This window comes from Williamsia sp. Y712 (assembly GCF_059445525.1).
Genome location: NZ_JCAIUN010000001.1, coordinates 2,446,166 through 2,468,155, shown reverse-complemented (window position 1 = coordinate 2,468,155; position 21,990 = coordinate 2,446,166). Strand labels below are relative to the sequence as shown.

General features: G+C 65.0%; 21 protein-coding genes. 10 read left to right on the top strand and 11 right to left on the bottom strand.

Annotation, left to right across the window (positions count from 1 at the left end; all coding sequences use genetic code 11):
• Positions 1-236 precede the first annotated feature (236 nt).
• Positions 237-674, top strand: coding sequence for a PH domain-containing protein (locus AC1D75_RS11250; RefSeq protein WP_495515308.1), 438 nt, complete (start codon positions 237-239; stop codon positions 672-674).
• 104 nt (positions 675-778) lie between these two features.
• Positions 779-2,626, top strand: a complete 1,848-nt coding sequence (gene ilvD / locus AC1D75_RS11245) for a dihydroxy-acid dehydratase (protein ID WP_495515307.1) — start codon at positions 779-781, stop codon at positions 2,624-2,626.
• Between the two features lie 94 nt (positions 2,627-2,720).
• On the opposite strand, the gene AC1D75_RS11240 is transcribed toward ilvD, so the two are convergent.
• Complete coding sequence (locus AC1D75_RS11240) at positions 2,721-3,752, bottom strand: DoxX family membrane protein (RefSeq protein ID WP_495515306.1); 1,032 nt, start codon at positions 3,750-3,752, stop codon at positions 2,721-2,723.
• Positions 3,753-3,858: 106 nt separating this feature from the next.
• On the opposite strand from AC1D75_RS11240, the gene AC1D75_RS11235 reads away from it, so the two are divergent.
• Positions 3,859-5,001: a PQQ-dependent sugar dehydrogenase gene (locus AC1D75_RS11235; RefSeq protein ID WP_495515305.1), complete on the top strand. Its 1,143-nt coding sequence runs from the start codon at positions 3,859-3,861 to the stop codon at positions 4,999-5,001.
• Between the two features lie 83 nt (positions 5,002-5,084).
• Here AC1D75_RS11235 and gatB read toward each other — a convergent pair whose 3' ends face one another.
• Positions 5,085-6,587 (bottom strand): Asp-tRNA(Asn)/Glu-tRNA(Gln) amidotransferase subunit GatB, encoded by a 1,503-nt coding sequence (gatB, locus tag AC1D75_RS11230; RefSeq protein ID WP_482135078.1) that lies wholly within the window; start codon positions 6,585-6,587, stop codon positions 5,085-5,087.
• 191 nt (positions 6,588-6,778) lie between these two features.
• On the opposite strand from gatB, the gene AC1D75_RS11225 reads away from it, so the two are divergent.
• The 3 genes from AC1D75_RS11225 to AC1D75_RS11215 are packed head-to-tail and all read left to right on the top strand — an operon-like array spanning position 6,779 to position 9,815.
• On the top strand, positions 6,779-8,008 hold the full coding sequence (locus AC1D75_RS11225) for an ABC transporter substrate-binding protein (RefSeq protein ID WP_495515304.1): 1,230 nt from the start codon (positions 6,779-6,781) through the stop codon (positions 8,006-8,008).
• Positions 8,005-9,027, top strand: coding sequence for a FecCD family ABC transporter permease (locus AC1D75_RS11220; RefSeq protein ID WP_495515303.1), 1,023 nt, complete (start codon positions 8,005-8,007; stop codon positions 9,025-9,027). Before AC1D75_RS11225 ends, AC1D75_RS11220 begins: the two co-directional genes overlap by 4 nt.
• A complete protein-coding gene (locus AC1D75_RS11215; RefSeq protein ID WP_495515302.1) occupies positions 9,024-9,815 on the top strand; it encodes an ABC transporter ATP-binding protein in 792 nt (263 codons plus the stop codon). Before AC1D75_RS11220 ends, AC1D75_RS11215 begins: the two co-directional genes overlap by 4 nt.
• Before the next feature lie 75 nt (positions 9,816-9,890).
• Here AC1D75_RS11215 and AC1D75_RS11210 read toward each other — a convergent pair whose 3' ends face one another.
• From AC1D75_RS11210 to AC1D75_RS11200, 3 genes are all read right to left on the bottom strand, one after another.
• Positions 9,891-10,925 (bottom strand): ATP-dependent 6-phosphofructokinase, encoded by a 1,035-nt coding sequence (locus AC1D75_RS11210; protein ID WP_495515301.1) that lies wholly within the window; start codon positions 10,923-10,925, stop codon positions 9,891-9,893.
• Between the two features lie 122 nt (positions 10,926-11,047).
• On the bottom strand, positions 11,048-11,701 hold the full coding sequence (locus tag AC1D75_RS11205) for a response regulator (protein ID WP_495515300.1): 654 nt from the start codon (positions 11,699-11,701) through the stop codon (positions 11,048-11,050).
• 28 nt (positions 11,702-11,729) lie between these two features.
• The gene (locus AC1D75_RS11200) at positions 11,730-12,998 is read right to left on the bottom strand and encodes a sensor histidine kinase (protein ID WP_495515299.1); all 1,269 of its coding nucleotides are present in this window, start codon (positions 12,996-12,998) and stop codon (positions 11,730-11,732) included.
• Positions 12,999-13,153: 155 nt separating this feature from the next.
• Between AC1D75_RS11200 and AC1D75_RS11195 the strand changes: the two genes are divergently transcribed.
• The gene (locus tag AC1D75_RS11195) at positions 13,154-13,768 is read left to right on the top strand and encodes a hypothetical protein (RefSeq protein ID WP_495515298.1); all 615 of its coding nucleotides are present in this window, start codon (positions 13,154-13,156) and stop codon (positions 13,766-13,768) included.
• A 56-nt stretch (positions 13,769-13,824) separates the two neighbouring features.
• A complete protein-coding gene (locus tag AC1D75_RS11190; protein ID WP_495515297.1) occupies positions 13,825-14,979 on the top strand; it encodes an alpha/beta-hydrolase family protein in 1,155 nt (384 codons plus the stop codon).
• A 59-nt stretch (positions 14,980-15,038) separates the two neighbouring features.
• Here AC1D75_RS11190 and gatA read toward each other — a convergent pair whose 3' ends face one another.
• Positions 15,039-16,532, bottom strand: a complete 1,494-nt coding sequence (gene gatA, locus AC1D75_RS11185) for an Asp-tRNA(Asn)/Glu-tRNA(Gln) amidotransferase subunit GatA (RefSeq protein ID WP_495515296.1) — start codon at positions 16,530-16,532, stop codon at positions 15,039-15,041.
• The gene (gene gatC / locus AC1D75_RS11180) at positions 16,529-16,828 is read right to left on the bottom strand and encodes an Asp-tRNA(Asn)/Glu-tRNA(Gln) amidotransferase subunit GatC (RefSeq protein WP_495515295.1); all 300 of its coding nucleotides are present in this window, start codon (positions 16,826-16,828) and stop codon (positions 16,529-16,531) included. The genes gatA and gatC overlap by 4 nt, the downstream gene beginning before the upstream one ends.
• A gap of 175 nt (positions 16,829-17,003) precedes the next feature.
• On the opposite strand from gatC, the gene AC1D75_RS11175 reads away from it, so the two are divergent.
• Together AC1D75_RS11175 and AC1D75_RS11170 are read left to right on the top strand one after the other, a co-directional pair.
• On the top strand, positions 17,004-17,345 hold the full coding sequence (locus tag AC1D75_RS11175) for a YbjQ family protein (RefSeq protein ID WP_495515294.1): 342 nt from the start codon (positions 17,004-17,006) through the stop codon (positions 17,343-17,345).
• Between the two features lie 74 nt (positions 17,346-17,419).
• Positions 17,420-18,088 carry an ACT domain-containing protein gene (locus AC1D75_RS11170; RefSeq protein WP_495515293.1) on the top strand — a complete coding sequence of 223 codons (669 nt, stop codon included), beginning with the start codon at positions 17,420-17,422 and terminating at the stop codon, positions 18,086-18,088.
• A 26-nt stretch (positions 18,089-18,114) separates the two neighbouring features.
• Here the strand turns inward: AC1D75_RS11170 and AC1D75_RS11165 are convergent, their stop codons facing one another.
• The 4 genes from AC1D75_RS11165 to AC1D75_RS11150 form a co-directional block, all read right to left on the bottom strand.
• Positions 18,115-18,669 (bottom strand): YdcF family protein, encoded by a 555-nt coding sequence (locus AC1D75_RS11165; protein WP_495515292.1) that lies wholly within the window; start codon positions 18,667-18,669, stop codon positions 18,115-18,117.
• A gap of 149 nt (positions 18,670-18,818) precedes the next feature.
• Positions 18,819-20,153: a cation:proton antiporter gene (locus AC1D75_RS11160; protein ID WP_495515291.1), complete on the bottom strand. Its 1,335-nt coding sequence runs from the start codon at positions 20,151-20,153 to the stop codon at positions 18,819-18,821.
• Between the two features lie 304 nt (positions 20,154-20,457).
• Complete coding sequence (locus AC1D75_RS11155) at positions 20,458-21,273, bottom strand: metallophosphoesterase (protein ID WP_495515290.1); 816 nt, start codon at positions 21,271-21,273, stop codon at positions 20,458-20,460.
• Positions 21,273-21,968, bottom strand: a complete 696-nt coding sequence (locus AC1D75_RS11150) for an HAD family hydrolase (protein ID WP_495516048.1) — start codon at positions 21,966-21,968, stop codon at positions 21,273-21,275. Before AC1D75_RS11150 ends, AC1D75_RS11155 begins: the two co-directional genes overlap by 1 nt.
• Positions 21,969-21,990 lie beyond the last annotated feature (22 nt).

Genomic DNA, 21,990 nt, shown 5'->3' with positions numbered 1-21,990 from the left:
GGCGCGTCGATGCTTTGTGAGTACTTCGTGTACCCGGTCAGGCGGAGACGCGCCGGCCGAGTACGAGAATCTGTTTCTGCATCACAATTAAAGAGGCTAGAACTGCAGGTTCAAGGAGTCAAACTCATGCCATATCGATCCCACATCATGGGATCTCCGGCTCAATCAGCAGGCCACCGATTGTCCCGGCGACCGGACCGTCGAAGGCCACTCCCAAGGGATGGAACAATGTAGGGGTGTCTGAGCCAGAAGCAATCGAGTTGCCCGCGGAGTTCCGCATCCATCCCATCTCTTATTTCGCCGTCTTCATGATGGTGGTGTCCGCACTCGTGCTGGCCGGGGTTTCATTGACCTACCTGGGCTGGACACTCGCCGTACCCGTGGTCGTCGCGGTGTGGGTACACCGTCTTCGCACCACTGTCACCGAAGAAGGACTCACCACCCGGACACTGCGTGGTCAGCACAGCGCGACGTGGGATCAGATCACCGGGCTGCAATTCCCGCGTTGGGGCGCGGTGCGGGCGGTGCTGCAGGACGACTCGACGTTGACCCTCCCCGCGATCAGCTTCCGGGACCTGCCCCGACTGTCTGCCGCCAGCAAGGGCCGCATCCCCGACCCGTACGCCGCCTCGGACGCCGAGTCCCAGAGCAGCTCAGACGAAAAGGCCTCTTGACCACCGTTTTGAAACCACGCCGCATAGCGGAGTAGCGTAAACCGCGCAACTCTCCGCACCGCAGCCCCGGTCGGAGCTGGTCGATAGGCGAGGAACCAATAGTCATGCCGCAGTTGAGGTCACGAAAAACCACCATCGGACGCAACGCCTCGGGCGCACGCTCACTTTGGCGCGCCACCGGCATGACCGATGACGACTTCGGTAAACCGATTGTCGCCATTGCCAATTCGTATACCCAGTTCGTCCCCGGCCACGTACACCTGAAGGACGTCGGCGAAATCGTCGCCGCCGCGGTCCGCGCTGCCGGTGGAGTGCCCCGCGAGTTCCACACGATCGCCGTCGATGACGGGATCGCGATGGGCCACGACGGCATGCTCTATTCCCTGCCGAGCCGCGAGATCATCGCCGACTCCGTCGAATACATGGTCAACGCGCACACCGCCGACGCACTCGTGTGTATCTCGAACTGCGACAAGATCACTCCCGGGATGCTCAACGCCGCGATGCGCCTGAACATCCCCACCGTGTTTGTCTCCGGCGGACCGATGGAGGCAGGCAAGGCCGTCGTGGTCGGCGATACGGTTCATCCGTCGTCCGATCTGATCACCTCGATCTCCGCTTCCGCCAACGACTCCGTCGACGACGATGCACTGCGCGAGGTCGAGCTGGCCGCCTGCCCGACCTGTGGTTCGTGCTCGGGCATGTTCACCGCCAACTCGATGAACTGCCTGACCGAGGCGTTGGGTCTGGCGCTGCCCGGCAACGGCTCGACGCTGGCCACACACGAGGCACGGCACGCACTGTTCACCCGCGCCGGAACCGTCGTCGTCGAAGCCGCCAAGCGGTACTACCACGAAGAAGACGAATCGGTGTTGCCGCGAAATATCGCCACCCCCACCGCATTCCGCAACGCGATGGCCCTCGATGTCGCCATGGGCGGATCCACCAACACGGTCCTGCACGTGCTGGCCGCCGCGCAGGAAGGTGAGGTCGACGGCTTCGACCTCACCGTCATCGACGAGATCAGCCGCAAGGTTCCCTGCCTGTCGAAGGTTTCCCCCAACTCGGATTACCACATGGAAGACGTGCACCGGGCAGGCGGAATCGCCGCGATCCTGGGCGAACTGCGCCGTGCCGGACTCATCGACGACACCGCGAGCACGGTCCACTCCCCGACCATCGGGACCTTCCTCGACGACTGGGACATCCGCGGCGGCAAGGCGATCGACGAAGCCTTCGAACTGTTCCACGCCGCCCCCGGTGGCGTGCGCACCACCACTCCGTTCTCGACGGCCAACCGGTGGAGCTCACTCGACACCGATGAGGCTGGCGGTTGCATCCGCGACCTCGCGAACGCCTACACCGTCGAGGGTGGGCTCTGCGTCCTGCGGGGCAACCTCGCCGAGGACGGCGCCATCCTCAAAACCGCGGGCATCGACGAAGACCTCTGGCACTTCCAGGGCCCGGCGCGCGTCGTCGAGTCCCAGGAAGACGCCGTACAGGCCATCCTGAGCAAGACCATTCAGGCCGGTGACGTCCTGGTGGTCCGCTACGAAGGTCCCGCAGGCGGTCCCGGAATGCAGGAGATGCTCCATCCGACGGCCTTCATGAAGGGCACCGGCATGGGCAAGAAGTGCGCACTGATCACCGACGGGCGATTCTCCGGTGGTTCCTCGGGCCTGTCGATCGGGCACATCTCACCCGAGGCCGCCTCCGGTGGCGTGATCGGACTCATCGAAGACGGCGATCAGATCCTCATCGACGTCAAGACCCGCAAGATCGAGGTCCTCGTCGACGACGAGACCCTGGCTGTGCGTCGCGCGAAGATGGATGCCTCCGAGCGTCCGTGGCAGCCACGTGAGGTCCGCGAGCGCAAGGTCACCACCGCACTGCGCGCCTACGCCAAGCTCGCGACGTCGGCCGACAAGGGTGCCGTCCGCAAGGTCGACTGACCCCCGCACCACAAATGCTCCACCTATACGAGGACGCTCCACATATTTGTGGAGCGTCCTCGTATAGGTGGAGCGTTTGTGGTGGGGCCAGAGATCAGGGGACGGGGTTGCCCGGGGATTCGAACGGGTTGGTTCCGTTGAAGAAGAACCAAATGGCGATCGGCGCGGCGATGCCGACCACCAACCACGCCACCGAACCGATGAATGGCCGGGTGGCCCAACCTCGCCCGAAGTCGAGGGAGATACGGCCGGGTCCGGTCAGGATGATCGCCGCAGCGGCCAGTGCCAGGAACAACTCGAACTCGATACCGCCGCCGGCGTAATCCGGGTCGGAGGCGAAGAACCACACGCCGCCGGCAAGTGTTGCCTTGTAGGCCGACGCCACCAGCATCACGCCCAGCACCGCAGAGCCCGCGACCGGCGTCAGCAGACCGAGCACCAGCATCAGGCCACCGATGGTCTCGGAGAGCGCCCCGAGGACCGCAAGGGGTTTGGCGGCGTCGGAGTTGAAACCGATCGCCGTATCCGGTGCATTGATCAGGTAGTCCTCGAACCCGGACAGGCGCGGCCCGTTCCACCACCCGAACAGCTTCTGGCTACCGTGCGCCATCGCGATCAGGCCGACACCGAGCCGGAGCAGCAGCAGTCCGAGATCGAGCGTGCCGCGACGGGCCGGAAGCTCGGTCACCAGTGGTGCCACGGGTTCTGGTTCGGCCGGGCCCCCGGACGCGAAGTCGTCATCGTCGTCGTAGCGGGGTTGCGGGCCGTGCTCACGGTGGAAGTCGTCCCGGTCGATCGCTGCGACCGGGATGCGCGTCGTCGCGTTCGACGGTGGCGCATCGGCAGCCGGGGCCATCACCACGTCGGTGTCCTGGTCGGCGATGTCGGCCGGGACCGGCTCATTCGTCTGACGCTTACGCATGGTGGGTATCTGCTCGGTTTCCTCGAGCTCGGCCTCACCGTCGGAGAACCCGGCGGATCGGTACGGCTCGTAGCCGTACGTGCCGGTATCCCCCTCGTCCTGCGCCCTGCGCGGGTCGTGTGCCCGCGTCAGGGGCAACTCGATCTGTTCGGTGGGCTCGTCGTATGGGCTCGACCCTTGGCCGTCGGGATCTCGTTCGGTCACACGATGACCTTAGAGGTTGTGTCGAGGATGGTTGCGATCACCGGGCCCATCGCGGTCGACCAGTTCGGGGGTCAACCAGTTCAGGGCGATCAGTAGGGTGGACGCCATGACATTGCGCCACCGGCCTGCGCTTGCCCGCCTCGTGGTCTCGCTGGCGGCGGCGGCCCTGGTGGTGACCGGCTGCAGCGATGGTTTTGCCGAGCAGGACCGCAACCGGGAAGCCGGGGATTTCTCTGCAAATCAGAATCCGCAGATGCAACAGCCCTCCCAAACCCAACCCAGTGTTCCGTCGACCGACCCCGGAGCCGACCCCGGCCCGTGCCCGGATCCCGACCCGGCGGTCATCGCAACCTGTCTCGGTGCCACCAGCGGGGTCCTCGCGGCCAGCGCCGACGCCACCTCGACCGTGGTCGCCGAGCGGGTCACCGGCAGGATCGTGCGCACCAAACGTGGCGGCCCGACGACGGAGATCGCATCGTTGGATGTCGATGCCTCCGGCGACGGCGGTCTGCTCGACTTCGCGCCCTCCCCCGATTACGCGCAAGATCAATTGGTCTACGCCTACATCACCACCGCCACCGACAACCGGGTCGTCCGGATCGCCGAGGGCGATGTCCCCAAACCGATCGTGGTCGGTATTCCCAAGGGCACCACCGGAAATATGGGCACGATCTACTTCAAGAGCCCGACCGAACTGCTCGTCGCGACCGGTGACGCCGGCGATCCGCAGTCCGCAGCCGACCCGGATTCGCTTGCCGGGAAACTACTGTCGGTCACCGACCTCTCGTCGGGTGGCACCACGCCGCCGCGTGTGCTGACTTCCGGGCTCGGCGCCAACCCGGCGCTGTGCCCCGACGTCGTCACCGGTGCGCTGTATCTCACCGACCGCGCACCCGCCGAGGACCGACTGCAGCTCATCAGCCCCACCGGGGTCGGACGCACGCTGTGGACCTGGCCGGACAAGCCGGAGACCGCGGGCTGCGCAGCCGTCGGCGGGATGATCGTGGTGTCGCAGACCCGAACTCAGGCGTTGCAGTTCTTGAACGCGCCGACCGAGGAAAAGCCGGGCATCGAGGCGCCGACGACGTTCCTGGACAAGAAGTACGGCGCCCTCGGTCGTCTCACCGCGGTCCCGGCCGGACTACTCCAGGTCGGAACCGTGAACAAGCAAACCGGTACGGCCGGCCCGACCGATGACCGCGTCGTGATCGTTCCGCTACCGGCAGGCAGCGCAAATACCAACATGTAGGGCAGGCGCCGATATGTGAAACGGGCCCGGACCGGGGTTTCAATGCCCCGGGCCGGGCCCGTTCACGTTTGTGACCGTCAGACCTACTGGCAGGCAGCAAGCACCAGTTCTTTGACCCGGCCGGCATCGGCCTGGCCACGGGTGGCCTTCATGACGTCACCGACGATCTTTCCGGCGGCCGCAACCTTGCCGCTGCGAATCTTGTCGGCGATGTCGGGGTTGTTGGCCAGTGCCTCGTCGACCGCCTTCTGCAACGCCGAATCGTCCCGGACGACCTCGAGGCCGCGATCGGCGACGATCTGTTCGGGCTCGCCTTCACCGTCGAGAACCGCCGTCAACACCTGCTGGGCCAACTTGTTGGTCAGCTTGCCGTCCTCGACGAGCTTGATGACGGTTGCGACCTGCGCCGGGGTGATCGACAGATCCGCCAGGTCGGTACCGCGGGAGTTGGCCTGCTGCGCCAGGAACGACACCCACCAGCTGCGGGCTGCGTCGACCGGTGCACCGGCGTCGACGGTCGCGATGATCAGGTCCACGGCACCGACATTGACGAGATCACGCATCACCGCGTCGGAGACGCCCCACTCCTCCTGGATCCGCGCCCGGCGCAGCCACGGAAGCTCCGGCAATGTTGCCCGGATCTCCTCGATCCACGCGGAATCCGGTTGTACCGGAGGCAGATCCGGCTCCGGGAAGTAGCGGTAGTCCTCGGCGGTCTCCTTGCGGCGACCGGCCGACGTCGACCCGTCGGTCTCCTGGAAGTGCCGGGTCTCCTGGATGATCTCGACACCGGCCTTGAGCAACGCGGCCTGACGGCGCATCTCGTAGCGCACCGCCACCTCGACACTCTTGAGCGAGTTGACGTTCTTGGTCTCGGTGCGGGTTCCGAACTCGGTGGCGCCCTTGGGCATCAACGACAGGTTCGCATCGCAGCGCATCGAGCCCTGGTCCATCCGGACGTCGGAGACGTTGAGCGACTTGAGTAGGTCACGCAGGGCCGTGACGTAGGCGCGGGCCACCTCGGGTGCACGGGCGCCTGCGCCTTCGATGGTCTTGGACACGACCTCGATCAGCGGCACCCCGGCCCGGTTGTAGTCGAGCAGTGAGTGACTGGCACCGGAGATACGTCCGGTTCCGCCGACGTGCAGCGATTTGCCGGTGTCCTCTTCCATGTGGGCGCGCTCGATCTCGACTCGCCAGGTGGTGCCGTCGTCGAGCACCACATCGAGGTAACCCTCATAGGCGATCGGGTCGTCGTACTGCGAGATCTGGTAGTTCTTCGGCTGATCCGGGTAGAAGTAGTTCTTCCGGGCGAAGGTGCTCGATGGCCGGATGGAGCAGTTGAGGGCCAGCCCGATCCGGATAGCCGATTCGATGGCTTTCTCGTTGACGACGGGCAGTGAGCCCGGCAGTCCGATGCACACCGGGCAGACCTGCGTGTTCGGTTCGGCGCCGAAGGTTGTGGGGCAACCACAGAACATCTTGGTCTCGGTGCCCAGCTCGACGTGCACCTCCATACCCATCACCGGGTCGAAGTCGGCGATGACGTCGTCGTAGTCGAGCAGTTCGGTGGTCACAGCAGTCATGACACGTAGTTTAAACCGGCTCGAACCTGCAGGTTATAGTCGGTTCGCCGTGCGAGTGGGAAATCCGGTTTCAATCCGGGACGGTCGCGCCACTGTGAGATCACCGAGAGGTGATGAGTCAGAACACCGCAGCACGGTAGATATCCATCGAGTGCGGGACGCGTATATCCCGCAGAGGAGACGCCGTGCCCGTGCCATCGCCATTCCGATCCATTTCATCGTCTGCGCGCAGCGGCCGTGCCCGCAAGGCTTCGCAAGCCCTCATCGGTGTCACCGCACTCGTCGCGACGCTGCTCACCGCCTGCTCGGACGGTGGCAGCGATGACGATCAGGCCGTCGACAACCGCGATTGCATCGTCGACTTCGACGCCGACACCGACTACTACCCGGAGAAGTTGTCGATCGAATACGCCGACAACTTCGATCTGGACTACCGCGACTCGTACATCGTGGCGACCGTCAACGGGACGAGCCCGGATCAAAAGGACACGTTCGTGTTCACCAAGTGCGGCGCGCCCACACCCGAGCTGACCGAAGACCTCGCAGGCGCCACGGTCATCGACTCCCCCGCGTCCAGCCTGTTCCTCGGGTCGACCACGCAGCTCGCCGCTTTGGCAGAGCTCGATCAACTCGATGTGGTGACCGGTTTCGCCAACAGTGACTACGTCTACGGCGAGGCGGAGACCAAAGCGGTTGCCTCACTGCCGCAGTACGCGCCGACCGGTGAGATCGACCCGGAAATGGTGGTCTCGGCCAAACCGCAGCTGTTGATCACCGACTATCCGACCGATCGATCGCTGGCACAGATCGAAAAGGCCGGGGTGCCGGTGATGATCAACAGCGACTGGCTCGAGGTCGATCCGCTGGGCCGTGCGGAGTGGATCAAACTGTATGCGGCACTGACCAATACCGAAGAAGCCGCCAACCAGTTCTTCGACGGGGTCGCCCAGAATTACAACGACACCAAGGCAAGGGTCGGGGGCTCGACACCGGTGGAGGCCGCGCTCGGACTGCCGTACCAGGGCACCTGGTACATCCCCGGTGGTGGTAGCTACGGCGCGACGCTGATGAAGGCGGCCGGAATCACCTACGCCTGGGCCGACAATCCCTCGACCGGCAGCGTCTCCGAAGACATCGACACCGTGTACTCGCGCGCAGGCACTGCGCCGCTGGCCCTGAGCAGTGAGAGCACCGCGACACTGGCCGATGCCATCGCCACCGATCCACGGATTGCACAGTTCGCGGCCTACCGAGACAACAACGCCTGGTCCGCGTCCGCACAGGTCAACGACGCCGGCGCCAACAACTACTTCGAACTCGGCGCCATCCGGCCGGATCTGACGCTCGCCGACCTGATCGCGATCGCGCACCCCGAACAGATGCCCGACCACACGTTCACCTTCTACAAGAAGCTGAGTTGAGCCGGACCTCCTGGACCATCGCCGGCCTGCTGCTGGCGGTGGTCGCCGCGCTGATCGCGGCGATGTCGGTCGGGTCGACGATCATCCCGATCGGCAACTGTTTTCAGTATCTGTTCACCGGGGATGCCGGCGCCACCGAGTACACCACGCTGCTGCACGAGTTCCGGATGCCGCGGATCGTCACCGCGATCCTGGCCGGTCTGGCGATGGCTCTGGCCGGCCTGCTGATGCAGGCGATCTTCGCCAATCCCCTTGCCGAGCCCTACATTCTCGGTGTCTCGGCAGGCGCGAGCTTCGGTGTCGCGGTGGTGACGCTCGGTGCCGGTGGCGCCTTCCTCACGGTCGCCGATGATCATCAGACCTCGGTGACAGTCGCGGCCGCACTCGGAGCGGCCGCGGTGATGGGCGTGGTTGTGATTCTCTCCCAATGGATCACGTCGTCGTCGTGGCTGCTGATCACCGGCGTCATGTTGGGATCTGTGGTCAGTTCGATCGTGTCGTTCATGCTCGCCTACGCCAGCCCCGGCGACATCCGTGAGTTCGTGATGTGGGGACTGGGATCGTTCTCCGGTGTGCTGTGGGAAGACCTGCAGATCCTGGCCCCGGTGGTGGCCGTCGGCGCCGTCGTCACGATCGCCATGATCCCGGCGTTGAACGCGCTCCTACTCGGCGAGGCCTACGCCAGGACCATGGGCATCCGGATGAACCTGACGCGGGTGGGCGCAGTGGTCGCCACCGCGCTGTTGGCGGGTTCGGTCACCGCCTACTGCGGACCCATCGCATTCATCGGTATCGCGGCGCCACATGTCGCCCGGATCGCGCTCGGCAAGTCCGACCATCGGGTGGTGCTGCCGGTTGCCGCGCTGGTGGGCATCGTCATCGCTCTGATCTGCGCCGCGCTGACCACCATGCCGGGCCGCGACGGCATCCTGCCGATCAACGTGCTGACCGCATTCTTCGGCGCACCGATCGTGGTCCTGGTGCTGATCCGGTCATTGCGATCGGGGGCAACCCGATGACCTCGCTCGAACTGTCGAAGCTGCGGGTCGGATATCGCCGACACCGTTTCGGCGGCGACGACAACCAGATTCTGCAGGCGGCCGACATCACTGCCCAACCGGGTGTGGTGACCGCGGTGATCGGCGCCAACGGCACCGGCAAGTCGACGTTGCTGCGGACCCTCGCCGGACTGCAGCCGGCCCTGGGTGGCACGGCAGACCTGGGCGGCCACCACCTGCTGACGATGAGCCCGGCGTCCCGCGCCCGCGAGGTTGCGGTGGTGCTCACCGACCGCGTCGACGACAGCGGGCTGCTGACCGCCCGCGCCCTCGTCGAACTCGGCCGCACGCCCTATCACTCCTGGATTCCGGGCCGATCGTCACAAGTCGCACCCATCGTCGACGAAGCCCTCGCCCGGATGGGAGCCTCGGCGTTCGCCGAACGCCGGATCGGTGAACTGTCCGACGGCCAACGCCAGCGGGTGCTGATCGCCCGTGCGCTGGCCCAGGAACCACAGCTGCTGATCCTCGACGAACCGAGTTCCTTCCTCGATGTCGCCGCCCGCACCGAATTGCTGTTGGTACTGCGAAAACTGGCCGCCGAGACCGGAATCGTGGTGGTGATGTCGACCCACGACGTCGAGGTTGCACTGCGGATCGTCGGACCGGTCTGGCTTGCCCGCCGCGACGGCAACCTGGTGGCCGCCACCGCCGATCAACTGGTCGAAGACGGCACGATCGCTACCGAATTCGACTCTCCGACAGTCCGTTTCAACAGCGATGCGAGACTCTTCGAACCCCGCGTCTAACCCGAAAGTGTGCCCTTTTGGCGACGCCCACCTGGGGTTTTGTTCGCCAAAAGGGCACAGAATCGGAGTTGGGGGTCAGCCGAAGAAAGCGGCGGCGTCCTCATAGCGGTTCTGGGGGACGAGTTTGAGTTCTTTGACCGCGTCGTCGAGGGGCACGAGCCCGATGTTCTGGCCCTGCAGGCTCACCATCTGCCCGGTGTCGCCGTTGTGCGCGGCGTCGGAGGCGTTGACCCCGAAACGGGTGGCCAGGACCCGGTCGAAGGGGGTCGGCTTGCCGCCGCGTTGCACATGGCCGAGCACCGTTGTCCGGACCTCTTTGTTGATCCGGCGCTCGATCTCCACGGCCAACTGCTGTGCGACCCCGGTGAAACGTTCATGGCCGAACTCGTCTGTGCCACCCTTGACCACCTCGAACGAGTCCCCCTCCCGGGGTTTGGCGCCTTCCGCGACCACACAGATGAAATGCGAGTCACCACGCTGGAATCTGCGCTTCACCAGACGGCAGACCTCTTCGACGTCAAAGGGCTGTTCGGGGATGAGGATCATGTGCGCACCGGACGCGATACCGGAATGCAGCGCGATCCACCCGGCATGACGGCCCATCACCTCGACGAGCATCACCCGCTGGTGCGACTCCGCGGTGCTGTGCAGGCGGTCGATGGCGTCGGTGGCCACGGTCAGTGCGGTATCGAAACCGAAAGTGACGTCGGTGCAATTGATGTCGTTGTCGATGGTTTTCGGGACACCGACCACCGGCACCCCTTCGTTGGACAACCAACTCGCCGCGGTCAGCGTGCCCTCGCCACCGATCGGGATGAGTACGTCGATTCCGTTGTCGTCCAACGTCTGCCGGATCTGATCGAGTCCTGCGCGCAACTTGTCGGGGTGGGTTCGGGCGGTACCGAGCATGGTGCCACCCTTGGCCAGCAACCGATCGTTGCGGTCATCGGCGGCCAGATGGATCCGCCGGTCTTCGAGTAGTCCACGCCAGCCGTCGAGAAATCCGACCACCGCCGAACCGTATCGGACCTCGCTGGTTCGGACCACGGCACGGATGACTGCGTTCAATCCCGGGCAGTCGCCGCCACCGGTAAGCACTCCAATGCGCATCAGGTGTCCTGCTCCTCGTCTGACGTTTGTCACAACGGCGGGCGTTCGTCCCGCCGTTGTCAATTGTGCTACCGATCTCCGAGTCTGGCTGAACTACGGTTGCACCACGTCATCCGGGGAGGTCAGCGCACTCCGTTTTCGAAGGCGTAGACAACGGCCTGCGCCCGGTCGCGCAGATGGAGCTTCGAGAGCACGTTGCTGACATGGGTCTTGACCGTCTGTTCCGCGACGAACAGGTGTCCGGCGATCTCGGCATTCGACTTGCCCTCGGCAACCTGCTCGAGCACCTCGCGCTCGCGGGGTGTCAGAGCCGCCAACTCCCCCGGTGCGGCCTTGCGCGGCCGATGTCGGCTGTTCACCTCCGCGATGAGACGGCGCGTGACCGACGGCGCCAACAGCGCCTCACCGGCAGCAACCACCCGTACCGCACGCACCAACTCATCGGCGGGTGCGTCTTTGAGCATGAATCCGGACGCCCCGATCCGCAGTGCCTGGTAGACGTAGTCGTCGATGTCGAATGTGGTGAGCATCAGGATCTTGCTCGGCACCCGCAGCGACCCGGTGAGCAGTTGTTCGGCCGCGGCCAACCCGTCGAGGATCGGCATGCGGACATCCATCAGCACCACATCGGGATGCAACTCGCGGACACCTTTCACCGCAGCCTGACCGTCAGCGGCGTCACCCACCACCGAGATATCGGGCTGCGCGGCCAACAGCGCACCAAAACCCTGACGCACCATTGCCTGATCGTCTGCGATGAACACCGTGATCGACACCCGGCCAACCCTACTTTCACTCGGGGGATCAGTCGGTGGTCGACCCGGGGAGTTCGGGCACACCGACCGCTCGGAGCGGCAGGCGCGCACGGACCACAAACCCACCACCTGGCTGCGGCGCTGCCGACAACACCCCACCGACCGCCTTTGCCCGCTCGATCATCCCCGGAATCCCTTGCCCACCTGACGACTCCAGATTGATCGACTGCCCGGTGGATGCGGTGTTGGCAACCGTGATGTTCACATCATCACCGAGTACCGACAATTCGACGGTGACCTGGGCACCGACTGCATAACGAGTGGTGTTGGCCAATGACTCCTGCACGATGCGGTAGGCAACCAGCGCACTGGCATCACCGACTTGCTCACCGGTCGACAACGGGTGGTACGTGACATCGACCCCGGCACCGCGGGTCGCCGCGACGATCCCGTCGATCTGTTCGATCCCGGGATTGGGGTTGCGCGCATATGCCTCGGCGCCCGGCGAATCGTCCTCCAGTCGGAGCACTCCCAACATCATCCTCACCTCGTCGAGGGCTTCGCGGGCGACATCGGCGATGGCATCGAACTCTGCTGCCGCCTCCTCCCCCACTCCGTCCACCCGATACTTCGCGGTCTGTGCCTGCACCACCACCACCGACATCCGATGCGCAACAACGTCATGGAGGTCGCGGGCGATGCGGGTTCGTTCGGAAAGCACTGCATTCTTGGACTTTTCGGTGTCTTTCAACACCGTTTGTTGTGCCAGCGCAACCCGCGACCGCACGATGATCCGGATCAGGATGCAGATGACGGCCGCAATGGTCAGCCCTACGACCCAGCCGGCCTGGGCTTCCGGCGGTGTCGCCTGATACATCACAAAGCTGGACACCGCCCAGAAGACCGGCAGCAATCGCAGCGGCGCCCGCAGATACGCCAACACGGTCAGGACCAGGATCTCGATCAGGTGCACCACCGAAATCGTGTGGTTCCAGTCGTTGACCGGATCGATGGTCAATCCGATGAGCTGTGCCGAGACCACCGAGATTGCCCAACCCAGGGTCGGATTGGACCAGCCGAGCATGATCGGGAACGCGGCAAACGCCGCCACGATCGGCATGACGGCAGGCCGCACATCGTGTGTCTGCGACAGCGTCGGCCAGGCGATCGAATACATGATCAACGCGACCAGCGTGAGGAAGATGTTGATCCGATGCCCCAAGAATCGAGCGACCGCAGGGTCGGCTGCGATCGGCAATTTCTTGACCTCGCCGACCACGTAGTCGGCAGGTGCTGTCCACAGTTTCACCTCTGCCACGCTAGCTCCCCTTTCCTGGTTGGTCCTCATACCTGAGAGTGAGATCAAGACGCCCCCGCCGTAGTGGACGGCGGCGCAACTCACCCGGATACGTCGGACGCATACACCCCGGTCGACCGATGTGCCGTAGCGCCTGCGATTTCTAGGTTGATCTCATGCGAGCTGCCGCGAGTCGAATCTTCCTGTCCAGCATGGTGATCAGCACAGTCGTAGCGGTGGGTATGTGGCCCGCCGCAGCGAACGCCGCCTCGGCGCCGGTGGGTATGTCGGCAATCGAGATGGCCGAACGTCAGAGCCCGGCCGGAATTGTCGTGACCGCCTTGGCCGGACGCGACCCGCAGCAGGCGATGCAATCGCTGCCGGACGATTTCGCGGCGTCGCTCGGTTACCAGCCGCAGATGACGCACGGAGTGCCCAGCAACCCGGACGGGGCATGTTCGTCGCCCATCCCTCTCCCCGAGCGATTCGAAGATCTCTGCAAGGCCCATGACTTCGGTTACGACCTCTTGCGCTACGCACAGCGCCACGGTGAACCGTTGGGCCCCTGGGCACGAAATTCGTTGGACCACATGTTGATCGAGTCGATGCACGACTCCTGCAGCAACCCGGCCTGCCACTGGGCTGCGGACCTGGCACGAATCGGTTTGGCGTTCAACACCTGGCGCCAGCATGCCGGCGCGCCCGTGAGCAAGGAATCATTGTCATCGATCGTGGTGACCTCGGTTCAGCGCGGCGGCGAATCGCTCGCCTCGCTGGTGGGTCTGGCATGAGTACGCGACAGCGCAGAGCACCGAGTTGGCCCCGTCCACTGACCAGCATCGGGGCAATGACCGGTGCTGCACTGGCGCTCGCGCCGGCATCGCTGCCACGCGGGGCGTTGGTGGCAGGACTGGTCCTGGCCGTATTCGGCGGACTGGGCGCGTTGTTCGGCCGAGTCGCGGGCCGACGGCGGCCAGGGAACCTCCGGTCCAGGAGGTATATCGGATGGATCTGCGCCGGACTGTTCACCGGCCTGTTCGGCCACATGATCTGGTGGCAGAACGGATTACGTACACACCTGGAGATGGCTCCCATCGACATCCGGTGGATCCTCGGCACACTGGCTCCGTCGGCGCTGATCGCAGCCGCCTGTCACGCCCGCCCCCGGACGCGGGCGGTCGTCGCCGCACTGGCCGCGGTGGCGGTACTGCCGCTGATACCGTCGCCCGCCGGCGCGGCCGGACCTAACCCCAGTCCGGCGCAGAAGTTCGTCAGCACGGATGCCACCGCATCGTCCCTGCGGATCTACGGTGAACTCGACGACCGTGATGTGCAGGTCCGGGCGACCGAGACCGTACGGCACTGGCAGGAGTCCGGCGGATTGCAGCGGCGGACGGTGGTGATCGCGGTTCCCACCGGATCGGGCTGGGTGGATTCCGACGCGGTCACCGGATTCGAAACCCGCTTCGGCGGTGACGTCAGCGTGATCACGTTGCAGTACAGCGACATTCCGTCGTGGCAGGCTTTTGTCTCGTCCCCGCAACCGGCCCGGGACAGTGCCGTGGCGCTGACAGAGGCGGTGGTGTCGGCCGTCGAACAATCCCCGACGGATGAGCGCCCCGAGATCTACCTCTACGGCCAGAGTCTGGGCGCGATCGGTGCCGACGCCGCTCGGCGCCAACTTCTCGATGCCGAACCCGACGCGATCTGCCACACGATTCTCGCGGGCGCACCGGAAGGCTCGGCCACTGTCGCCGCACCCGACACAACGGTGCTGGCCAACAGTTCCGACCCGGTCATCCGATGGTCGCCGCGACTGCTCTGGCAACCGCCGCAGCTACCGACCGATCTGCGTTCCGACATGCCACAGGCACCATGGATACCGATCGCCGGTTTCCTTCAGGCCAGCGTCGACCTCATCGGAGCACTGTCATTCCCGGCCGGATTCGGCCATCAATATGGCACCGAGCAGGGTTTACTGGCGCCCGCGTGCCACCGATGATGTGCCCTTTTGGCGACCCCCACCTGGGGTTCTGTTCGCCAAAAGGGCACAGGATCGGGTCAGACGATGGGGCCTCGAGCGGCTTCGTAGGCGGCACCGACGCGGTAGAGACGTTCATCGGCCATCGATGGCGCCATGATCTGCAGTCCGACGGGCAGTCCGTCGTCCACCGACAGTCCCGACGGCACCGACATCGCGCAGTTGCCCGCCAGGTTGACCGGCAGGGTGCACAGGTCGAACAGGTACATGGCCAGCGGATCGTCGACCTTCTCGCCGATCGCGAACGCGGTGGTCGGTGTCGTCGGCGAGATGAGTACATCCACCGATTCGTAGGCCTTGGCGAAGTCGCGGGCGATGAGCGTCCGAACCTTCTGTGCCTGGCCGTAATACGCGTCGTAGTAGCCCGACGACAGGGCGTAGGTACCGATCATGATGCGGCGCTTGACCTCAGCACCGAAACCGGCGTCACGGGTCATCGCCATCACCTGGTCGGCGCTGTTGGTGCCGTCGTCGCCGACGCGCAATCCGTATCGCATCGCGTCGAAGCGGGCGAGGTTGCTCGACACCTCCGACGGCAGGATCAGGTAGTACGCACCCAGCGCGTAGGTGAAGTGCGGGCAGGAGACCTCGACGATCTCGGCGCCGCGCTCTTTCAGAGTTGTCACGGCTGCGTTGAACGATTCGAGCACACCCGCCTGGTAGCCATCACCCTGGAGCTCGGTGACGACGCCGATCCGGACACCCGAAAGATCTTCGGCAGCACCGGCTTTGGCAGCGGCAACCATGTCCGCGATGGGCTTGTTGATCGACGTCGAATCGCGGGGGTCGTGGCCGGCGATCACCTGATGCAGCAGAGCGGTGTCCAGAACCGTTCGGGCACATGGCCCACCCTGATCAAGTGAGGAGGCGCAAGCGACCAACCCATACCGCGACACCGTGCCGTACGTCGGCTTGACGCCGACGGTGCCGGTGACCGAAGCCGGCTGCCGCACCGAACCACCGGTGTCGGTACCGATGGCGAGCGGGGCCTGGAACGACGCCAGCGCGGCTGCACTGCCGCCACCCGAGCCACCGGGAATCTTGGTGGTGTCCCACGGATTGCGGGTCACGCCGTAAGCGGAGTTCTCGGTGGACGAACCCATCGCGAACTCGTCCATGTTGGTCTTGCCCAGAATCGGAATGCCTGCCGCGCGCAGCTTGGCGGTGACGGTGGCGTCGTACGGCGAAACCCAGCCTTCGAGGATCTTCGAGCCGCACGTCGTCGGGGCGTCAGTCGTAGTGAACACGTCCTTGAGCGCCAGCGGAACTCCGGCCAGCGGAGAGGCGGGGGCCTGACCGGCGGCGACGGCCTTGTCGACCTCTGCCGCGGTCGCCAGCGCCTGCTCGGCACCGACGTGGAGGAAGGCGTTCAGCTCACCGTCGACCGCCTCGATCCGATCGAGGTGGGCCTGGGTGACCTCGACCGCGGACAGCTCACCGGCGTGAATCTTGGCGGCGAGGTCGGCAGCGGACTGTCCGGTGATGGCACCGGACTCTCTGGTGGGGGCGCTCACGCTTCTTCTCCGAGGATCTGGGGGACGGCGAACCGCTGTTGCTCCACTGCGGGCGCACCGGACAGGGCTTCATCGGGGGTCAGCCCGGGCACGACAACATCCGGACGCAGCACATTGGCCAGGTCGGCGGGATGTGCAGTGCCGGGGACGTCAGCAGCGGCGACCTCGGAGATGTTCGCGACGTGCGACAGGATCGAATCGAGCTGACCAGCGTAGTGGTCGAGTTCGTCGTCGGTCAGCGCCAGCCGGGACAGCCGGGCCAGATGCGCTACTTCATCACGCGAGATGGCAGACACGCAGATGCACCCTTTCTTGTCGGTGTGGGCAGCTCACGAACTGTGGGCCGAACCCTTCGGCCAGAGTAGTCGGCCGCCGACCGACGGCAGGCATGGCCGTCCGGTCCCTCCACCGACGATCACACGCCTGCGTTCTGAGGCCACCCGCCACAACGCGATTCAGTTAGGGTTGCGCATGATCATCGTCACATCCAATGACATCCCGGGTTACCGGGTCGCCCACACGATCGGCGAGTGTTTCGGCCTGACAGTTCGTTCACGCCACCTCGGATCGAACATCGGCGCCGGGTTCAAGTCGATGGTGGGCGGAGAACTCAAGGGCATCACCCAATTGCTGCACGACTGCAGGCAAGAGGCACTGTCACGTCTGGCCACCGAAGCTCAAAATCGGGGAGCCAATGCCGTGGTGGCCTTCCGATTCGAGACCACCGAGTACGCAGGCACCGGCATCGAGGTCTGCGCATACGGCACCGCAGTCGTCGTCGAACCGCTCGCCGGGAATCCCCCTCAGAGCTGACCACCTCGTATCACGCGGTCCTGGATCTCCGCTGAGCGGCGCCTGAACAGCGCCGGACCAGCTCCGGTGGGACAATGACCGGCGTGTCCTACCTGTTGCGCGTCTACCTGCAAGATCGTCCCGGCTCACTCGGTCTACTGGCCGTGTCACTCGGTTCCGTCGGCGCCGACATCCTCTCGTTGGACGTCGTCGAGCGCGGTGAGGGCTACGCGGTCGACGACATCGTGGTCGAGGTCCCCCGCGGTGCACTGCCCGACACGTTGATCACGGCGGCGGAGAAGGTGGACGGGGTCCGCGTCGACTCGATCCGGCCCTACACCGGTCTGCTCGAAACCCATCGCGAACTCGAACTGGTCAACGACATCGCCCGCGCAGGCCGCGATCGTCTGCAGGTGCTGGTCGATTCCGCACCCCGAGTTCTCCGGGTCGACTGGGCGACCATCATCACCACAGGCGGTGGCGGCGGCGCAATCCAGTTGTTCGGCAGCTCGAGTGCTCCCGAGACCCAGCTGACCGATGCCAGCTGGCTGCCCATCGCCGAGACCGCCGAGCTCAATCCCGAAGCGCCCTGGGTCCCCCAGTCATGGCGCGACATGGACATCCGGCTGGCCGCCGCTCCAATCGGTACGCCCGGCAAGGCGCTGTTGCTCGGACGACCAGGTGGCCCGGACTTCCGGCCGTCCGAGATCGCCCGCATCGGCTACCTGGCGAAAATCGTCACCACCGTGCTCTCGCAGAGCTGACGGCGAGCGCCGGGGCGTGTCCCCCGTCAGGCGTATCCGGGTACAAACGTGAGGTTCACCCGCTGTTCGGCCGCTTGTGCGCGGAACAGCTTCATGGCACGGGGCATATGAAAGTCGTTGGTGACGATGACGGCGCCGGTGGCGCCGAGACCCTTGAGCATCGCAACCGCCCGGATCGCGTTGTCGTTGGTACTCATGGCTGTGTGTTCGTCGATGACCAGCCAGGGCGCAATGCCGCGTTCGACGAGTTCACGATGCATGAAGGTGGCCTCGGATATCGGCACCACCCCGGTGTTTCCACCGGTGACGATGATCCTGTTGAACGGATTCACGTATGACAGCGCTGCAGCTCGGTCCAGGCGCTGCACGAGTATCGGAGGCGGGGTTCCTCGGGCCTCGATGCGTGCACCGAGAACCACGATGTAACGGCCGATCGGATCGCCCGCGAGAAATGCGTCGGGCGAGGCTTCCGGCTCCGCGTGGACAACCGGCGGCGCGATGGCCGGAGGCACCAGAAGCGCGCCGGTCAGCGCTGTCACGGTCGCGGCCACAACCGCGAACCCTCTTTGTAACGATTTCATACACTTCACCGTCCTGGAATGTCTTTGTTGTCTTTTCGTGCCTCCATCGCAACATTCGTAGGGTGTTTGTGTTCAGCAATTGACATGATCAGTATCAAATTATTTCGGCTTGGCCACGCCGGTCATCCGGAGCAGCAACCCGGTGCACTTCACGACCGATCGGGGGGTGACTCGTGTTCGGCGCCGCGCGGTCCGATGTGCAGCATCACCCGCCGGGTCGACACCGCGGTCACCGCCACCCGCTCAGGAGCATCGTCGGGCAGGGACGCCGCCCACCGCCCGTAGCGTCCCGCCAGCGGGAACGCACTGAGGCCGTGCGCCAGGATCGAGAACACCACCGTCAGCGAGGCGACCTCGATCAGGTGATCGGAGACCGCGGACGTCCCCAGTTCCTGCGCCGCGATCATCACGAAGATCACCGTCGCCAGGCCCCGCGGACCAAACCATCCGACGAACAGGATCGTCTGCCATCCCCACCGGCCGCGGGCCATCGCGATGGCCACCGGAACCATCCGAACCACCGTCAACGCACCGACCGCGACCACCACGGTCCGCACGGTGGCATGCTCGAGCGCCGTCCCGACCATGGTGGCGCCGAACGCCATCCACACCACATAAGACGCCAACAACCCCATCGTCTCGGTGAACTCGGACCGCACGCGCAGCGACGGCGGCGTCGCGAATCCGAAGAGCATCCCGCCCACGAACGCCGCGACAAACCCGTTGCCGTCGATCTCGGTCGCGGCGAGATAACACAGCAGCGCCATCATCAGGACGGCTACCTGCTCCGACAACGGCGATGTCCACCCGCGGCCGCGACACCAGCGCAGCACCCAGCCGCCACCACCGCCGACAACAATCGCGACCACCACGGCAACCGACATCGCCCAGGCGGCATCCAGGACCCAATCGAGAGAACCGAGCTTTTCGGCCTCCGACGCGACCACCGTGATCAGCACCATCACCACCGGCGTGGCCATGCCGTCGTTGAGTCCACTTTCGACATTCAGCATCCGGCGTATCCGGGCGGGGATCCGGGTGTCGCTGACCACCACGGCACCGAGCGCGGCGTCGGTCGGGGCGAGGAGTGCGGCGATCAGGGCGGCCACCACCCATCCGCGATCGGGGAACATCCAGAATGCGAGCAGGGTGCCCGCGAGCAGAGTGAGCGGCAACCCGATCAGCAGCAACCGGGTCGGCGGTCCCGAATCGCCCTCGACGTCACGCAACCGCAAGTGCGATGCATCCGAGAAGAGCAGCAGGGCAAGGGTCAACTCGGCGACCGTCAGCAACCAGTGGCCGCCCGGATCCACCCGCACGAGCCCGAGACCGGAGGCCCCGATCAGCACCCCGATCGCCACGAACACCATCGGCGCACTCACCCGCGCCCGATCCAGTCGCGCCGACACGATCGAGTAGACGAACACCGAACCAACGAGCACCAACGGAACCGCCGAATGGATGGTCTCCTGGTGGTCGCTCATGACTGCGCGCCCCGGCACCACACGACAGCCGCTCGCCGATCACACACCGAGCCGCGGATATCGATCGCCAAACCCCCGAATCGGTTGGTATGCCCTGACGCCCAGAACGCGCCCGACTACCAGCATCGGCAGCAGTGGCGCCGCGCGCATCACCCGAAACGGGTGACCACCAGCCGCGATTTCCTCGCCAACATCGAACGTTGCGGGCCTGGTGTCCGCCCAGAATCGATTCATGATCGAACGCCCGCCCTGACCGCCGTCGACTGCCCGCCCTGACTGCCAAACGCGCGCGAGAGGTTGTCCCCTACTCGCTCGACATCGTGTAGACCGGCGCCTCCGTCAACAACGGATGAGCGAGTCCGAAAGCGGTCTCCGAATGCAGTTGAATCTTCGAAATCATCGGCATGCGTAGCCCCTGATGCAGTCCGCTCGGAGCAAAGGCGCTACCGGTGTACGACACTGCGCCACCTGCCCAGAGCGGGATTCCGGCGAGCACGGCGCCGACCGGCTGGTGGTAATGACCGGAGACGATCATTCGCACATCCGAGTCGCGAACAAGATCGCCAAGCTGTTCCCGATCGTCGGGATCGAGGATGTAGTCCTCGAGATACGGCGAAGTGGCCGGCATCGGCGGGTGATGGATGATCAGCACCGTACCGTCGGCAGCCTTGGTGCTCAACGTTTCTGCCAGCCATTCGAACTGGTGGGGACGGATCTCCCCGTGTCCGGCGCCCAGCACGTTGCTGTCCAATCCGATCACTCGCAGATCCCGGACGTGCGTGGTGAAGTCGAGTGTTCCCTGAGCAGAAACCGGCGTTCCCAGCTCTTCGGCGAACAGGGTGGGATCATCATGATTGCCGGACAGGTAAATCGCGGGTACACCCAAGTCCGCACTCAGATCACCGATGAGGGACGAGAGTCGTTGGTAGGCTTCGCGTCCGCCCCCATCCACCAGATCGCCGGTCAGTAGGATCGCGTCGAACGTGGTGTCAGCGGCGCGGATCGCTTCGCAGGCAAGTTCGAGGTGGGCCTGCGTGTCGAGCCCTTCGAGCAATTCGCCCGAAGCGACCAGATGGGTGTCGCTGATCTGAACCAATTCGTAGCAATTGTCGTATGCCATTACAGAATTCCATTCAGTGTCGGTGTGTTGCGAACGGTGTTGCAGAGATCCTCCAGGCTGGAGACGACCAGATCCGCTCCGGCGGCGGACAACGATTCCGCATCAGCGGTTCCGGTACTCACGGCCACGACCCGGGCACCGTTCCGTCGAGCCGCCTCGACGTCGAGTACGGTGTCGCCGATCAAGAGCACGTCAGCAGGGTCGACGCGCCGACCCAGTCGACGTTCCGCGTTGGCGATGGCAATGGGAACCAAGTCAGGTCGTTTCATCGTGTCCTTGCCAAAGGCTCCCTGCTGGAGGTCGAGTCCGTCGAGCAGTCCGTACGCCGCCAATTTGATTTCGGCCACTTCGATCTGATTTCCGGTGAGTGCGGATTGATATATGTGCGAGTAGCGCGAAAAGTCCTCGATCGCCGACTTGGCGCCGGGCAATGCGCGGCCTCGTTGCACCAGCAACGCACGGCGTTCCCGCAGGAGTTCGACCTCTCGGGCCAACGCCCGCGGCAACAGTTGGTCGGCCTCGGATTCGGGGACGTCGAACTGTTGCAGTATCGAGCGCAGCAACCCACGGATGGTGCTTCCCTCGATGACCTTCGCGTCGGCGATGGGCCGGCCCACTATTTCGGAACACAGTTCGAACCAGACCTCGCGGTCGACGCCCGCTACGTCAAGCAGCGTACGGTCGAGGTCCCACAGGATCAGCGTCTCCCGGCCGCCC

Excerpts from the sequence above, each read along its gene's own strand:
- AC1D75_RS11160 (WP_495515291.1), bottom strand. The coding sequence starts at position 20,153 with ATGAGCGACCACCAGGAGACCATCCATTCGGCGGTTCCGTTGGTGCTC.
- AC1D75_RS11170 (WP_495515293.1), top strand. The coding sequence starts at position 17,420 with ATGACCGGCGTGTCCTACCTGTTGCGCGTCTACCTGCAAGATCGTCCC.
- AC1D75_RS11195 (WP_495515298.1), top strand. The coding sequence starts at position 13,154 with ATGCGAGCTGCCGCGAGTCGAATCTTCCTGTCCAGCATGGTGATCAGC.
- AC1D75_RS11190 (WP_495515297.1), top strand. The coding sequence starts at position 13,825 with ATGACCGGTGCTGCACTGGCGCTCGCGCCGGCATCGCTGCCACGCGGG.
- ilvD (WP_495515307.1), top strand. The coding sequence starts at position 779 with ATGCCGCAGTTGAGGTCACGAAAAACCACCATCGGACGCAACGCCTCG.
- AC1D75_RS11155 (WP_495515290.1), bottom strand. The coding sequence starts at position 21,273 with ATGGCATACGACAATTGCTACGAATTGGTTCAGATCAGCGACACCCAT.
- AC1D75_RS11235 (WP_495515305.1), top strand. The coding sequence starts at position 3,859 with ATGACATTGCGCCACCGGCCTGCGCTTGCCCGCCTCGTGGTCTCGCTG.
- AC1D75_RS11215 (WP_495515302.1), top strand. The coding sequence starts at position 9,024 with ATGACCTCGCTCGAACTGTCGAAGCTGCGGGTCGGATATCGCCGACAC.
- AC1D75_RS11175 (WP_495515294.1), top strand. The coding sequence starts at position 17,004 with ATGATCATCGTCACATCCAATGACATCCCGGGTTACCGGGTCGCCCAC.
- gatB (WP_482135078.1), bottom strand. The coding sequence starts at position 6,587 with ATGACTGCTGTGACCACCGAACTGCTCGACTACGACGACGTCATCGCC.
- AC1D75_RS11165 (WP_495515292.1), bottom strand. The coding sequence starts at position 18,669 with ATGAAATCGTTACAAAGAGGGTTCGCGGTTGTGGCCGCGACCGTGACA.
- AC1D75_RS11210 (WP_495515301.1), bottom strand. The coding sequence starts at position 10,925 with ATGCGCATTGGAGTGCTTACCGGTGGCGGCGACTGCCCGGGATTGAAC.